Consider the following 3,710-nt stretch of genomic DNA (forward strand, 5'->3'; position numbering starts at 1 on the left):
TCTGTCTAGCCTACAACGCTAATCCTGCCCCCGGCAACAAGCGGCGCAGGGTACGCGGGTTGGCGGGGGGCGGGGGCAAGCCCCGCACGGGCGGACGAAGCCTCGTCGGGAAGTGGTTCGACGATCATGAACGTCGGGTCCCACATGTGCATCGGCGCCAAGGGTGGCGGGTCCGAACCCGGCCGCCTCGTCCAGCAGTGGGACTGCAGCAAGAAGCCTGAGCAGAGCTGGACGTTCAAGGAGGCGGGGCAGGGGTACACGATCGAGAACGGTCACGGCCTGTGCCTCGGCATACAGGAAGGCAGTAAGAACAAGGGCGCCCCGGCGGTCCAGGCGAAGTGTGACGGCAGTAGCGACCGGCACTGGAAGCTCAACTTCGTCCACGGCTCCAGCTGGCAGCTCGTCAACAGCAACTCGGGCTACTGCCTGGGCATCCGGGAGGGCAGCAAGAAGGAGGGGGCCGACGCCCTCCAGTGGGACTGCCTCGACATCCCCGATCAGCAGTGGAAGCTCCAGGTGGGCTGACAACCCCGGAGCCGATCTCCGCAGTGGTTGGACCGCTGCATGACTCTCCCTGGCGTGGTGGGCACCTGCAGGAGCCCGTCGGCGCCAGGGAGAAGGTCCGCCCGGAGAAGCAGCGAAGCAGGGACATGCTCCTCCACGCGGGATCCGGTGCCGGCCTGGAAGGACACCAGGCACCGCAGCAATTCCGGGACCGCCAGGCGTCATTTTCGCCAGGCGGTCCTTCGTGGTCTCAGCTCCCGTCCGTCCCGGGCCGTGGTCCGCGCTCGGCGGCGGGCAGACGCAGGACGAGCCGGGCACCAGGTGCCGTCCCCGCGGGAGCCTCGGCCGTGAGCGTGCCGTGGTGGGTGGTGGCGATGGACCGGGCGATCGCCAGGCCGAGGCCGGCTCCTCCGCAGCCCCTGGTCCTGGCCGCGTCGAGCTGCGTGAACCGTTCGAAGACCCGTTCCCGGTCGGCGGGCGGGATCCCCGGACCGTCGTCGGCGACTTCCAGCGTGATGCTGCCGTCCTCCGTCGCGACCCGGACGTGGACTGCGGCGCGCGCGTGGCGGCGGGCGTTGTCGACGAGATTGGTGAGGACGCGGACCAGGTGCGCGGGAGTGCCCCGGACCGTTGCCGGGCCGGGCGCATCGACGAGGACGACGGGGGCGGCCGAATTCGACGGGACCGCTCCGTGGGCACGGGCCAGCTCGGCGAGGTCCACCTCGCTCTCGCGGCCCGGGCGGTGCGCGTCGAGCCGGGCGAGCAGCAGCAGGTCGTCGACGAGCCCCGCCAGTTCGTCGGTGTCCTCCAGGGCGTCCGCGACGGTCCGCGGCCAGTCGGTCCGGTCCGGGTGGGCCAGCGACAGCTCCAGACGCGTACGCAGGGTGGCGAGGGGGCTGCGCAGTTCGTGGGAGACGTCCCCGGTGAACGTGCGCAGCCTGGCCACCGCGTGGTCGAGCCGGTCCAGCGTGGCGTTCATGGCCGTGGCCAGGCGGGCGATCTCATCGCGCCCGCCGGGTACGGGCAGGCGCCGGTGCAGGTCACCGGCCGTGATGTCGGCGACCTCGCGGCGCAGCGCTTCGACGGGCGCCAGCACACGGCCGACCGCGGTCCAGGTCAGCCAGGCGCAGAACAGTACGAGGACGAGGAGGATGGGGATCATCCACGACGACATGCTGAGCAGGGTCGCGCGAGCGGTGTCGAAGTCGACGACCGCGGCGACCTGGAAGCGGCCATCGCCCGAGTTCACGATGGCCGTCGCGTCCGAGGGGGCGCCGGCGGACGGGGAGGCAGAGGTCGGTGACACTGACGCGGAAGGGTGCTGCGCGACCGGTCCGGGATCCCACTGCGCGGCCGTCGTACCGGGGTCGCCGAGGCTGACGGCGCCGACGGCGCCGCCCCGGACCGTGTAGCTGCCGCCGGAGGAGCTGCTCTGCGCCTCCAGCACTTCCATGGCCGAGACCGCGTTCCGCCGTGCTTCGTCCCTCGCGGCTTCCCACAGGTCGGCCCGCAGGGCAGCGAGGAACGCGGCTGAGGCCGCGACCAGCGCGAGGGTGAACGCCGCGGTGACGGCGGCGGTGGCCCGGGCGCGCAGCGTTCGCGGAGCCGACCGCCTCAACCGCGCTGACTGCTCGTTCACCGGCGGCCGATCGGCCGGGCGGCGTCGTCCCGGGGCTGTTCACAGGAGACGGTCGTGACGGGAGGGGCTGACGGAACGGGCAGCAGACGCATCCCACCAGAATGCCTGAGTGCGCAGGTCCGGCTGGTCCGGCCACGAGTCCTGAGTACGGCGTCAGTTCACCATTCGCTGGTTCACGGGGCTCACGGGGCTCACGGGCGGGAGGTGCCGCGGTGCCGTGCCGTGAGCCGGTAGCCGGCGCCCCGCACGGTGAGGATGCTCACCAGCCCGAAGGGAGTGTCGAGCTTCCGGCGCAGGGCGCTGATGTAGACCTCGACGACGTTGAGCGGCCGGGGCGACCGTCCCTCCCAGACCCGCTTGATGATCTCCGGCTTCGCGACGACCTGCTCGGCCCGTTCGGCCAGGCAGGCCAGGACGGCGAACTCCTTGCCGGTGAGCTCGACCTCCGTCCCCCCGCGCCAGACCCGGGTCGACACCGGGTCCACCCGCAGGTCGCCCACCAGCCACTCCGTCGGGGTCCGCTGGGCGCTGCGCCGCACCAGTGCCTTCAGGCGGGCGAGGAGCACGACGAACGAGAAGGGCTTGACCAGGTAGTCGTCGGCGCCGGTCTCCAGCCCCTCGGCGATGTCGTACTCCCCGTCCTTGGCGGTGAGCATCAGGACCGGCGTCCGGTCGCCGACCGTCCGCAGGCGCGCGACCACCTCGTACCCGTGCATCCCCGGCAGCATCACGTCGAGGACGATCACGTCGTAGCCGCCCTCCAAGGCCCGCCGCAGGCCGGTGTGCCCGTCGGGGGCCCAATCCGCGTCGACGCCCTCGGCGGCCAGGCCCTGGCGGAGCAGGTCGGCGAATCTGGCGTTGTCTTCCACGAGCAGCAGACGCATGACGCCAGCATGACGCCCGCCGTCGCAACCCTCCGGTAACCCTGAAGCAGACTTCAGGAGACCGCCGGTGGCGGCCGGTACGTGGTCTACTTTCATCCACCGGCCCCGGACGCCCGGCGCCGGGCCCGCATGTTTGCCGGGCCCGCATGTTTGCCGGGCCTGGGTGTTTGCCGGGCCCGCGTGTTCGCCGAGCCCGCGCGTTCCCGGCGTCGATGCACGGAAGAGTGCCCGATCGCGAGGCCCCGGCCATCACCGGCCGGTCCGGCGGGGGATGCGCCCGGAGGCTGAGCTCGGACCGCTCCTCGCACCGACCACCGATTCACCTTCCGTCCTCGGCCCCGGCTCTGCTGCTGAGGACGTCGTTGCTCTTGAGACAAGGATGCCCACGATGTCGTTGCCGGAATTCAGCGAGATCCCCGCACCCGCCCACTGCCCGTGCCCCGGTTGCGCCGAGGCCGCCGCGCAGGCCCGGGCGGCCGTGGCCCGTTCGACCCGCGTACGGGCGACCAGGCTGGTCGCGGCGGGTGCCATGACCGCGGCGGCATTCGCCGGTGCCGGGACCGCCGAAGCCGTTGCGGCGGGGGGCACCGCACCGGCCGCGGGGGGGGGGGGGGGCGGCGGGCGGCGGGGGCGCCCGCCGGGGCGCCGCCGCGCGGCGCGCGGAGGCTCCCGACCCCCCGCGC

General features: G+C 72.8%; 3 protein-coding genes. 1 reads left to right on the plus strand and 2 read right to left on the minus strand.

Translation table 11 applies throughout. The features are described 5' to 3' along the window. The first annotated feature begins 24 nt into the window (after positions 1 to 24). Positions 25 to 525: an RICIN domain-containing protein gene (locus ACFV4G_RS27925; protein ID WP_380444892.1), complete on the plus strand. Its 501-nt coding sequence runs from the start codon at positions 25 to 27 to the stop codon at positions 523 to 525. A gap of 229 nt (positions 526 to 754) precedes the next feature. On the opposite strand, the gene ACFV4G_RS27930 is transcribed toward ACFV4G_RS27925, so the two are convergent. Next, on the minus strand, positions 755 to 2,143 hold the full coding sequence (locus ACFV4G_RS27930; protein WP_380444866.1) for an ATP-binding protein: 1,389 nt from the start codon (positions 2,141 to 2,143) through the stop codon (positions 755 to 757). 191 nt (positions 2,144 to 2,334) lie between these two features. Continuing rightward, complete coding sequence (locus tag ACFV4G_RS27935; RefSeq protein ID WP_380444867.1) at positions 2,335 to 3,027, minus strand: response regulator transcription factor; 693 nt, start codon at positions 3,025 to 3,027, stop codon at positions 2,335 to 2,337. Between the last annotated feature and the right edge of the window lie 683 nt (positions 3,028 to 3,710).

Source organism: Kitasatospora sp. NPDC059747, assembly GCF_042732955.1.
GTDB lineage: Bacteria > Actinomycetota > Actinomycetes > Streptomycetales > Streptomycetaceae > Kitasatospora.

What these genes read in the sequence shown, in the direction of transcription:
- ACFV4G_RS27935 (WP_380444867.1), bottom strand. Translation starts at nt 3,027, where the DNA reads ATGCGTCTGCTGCTCGTGGAAGACAACGCCAGATTCGCCGACCTGCTC.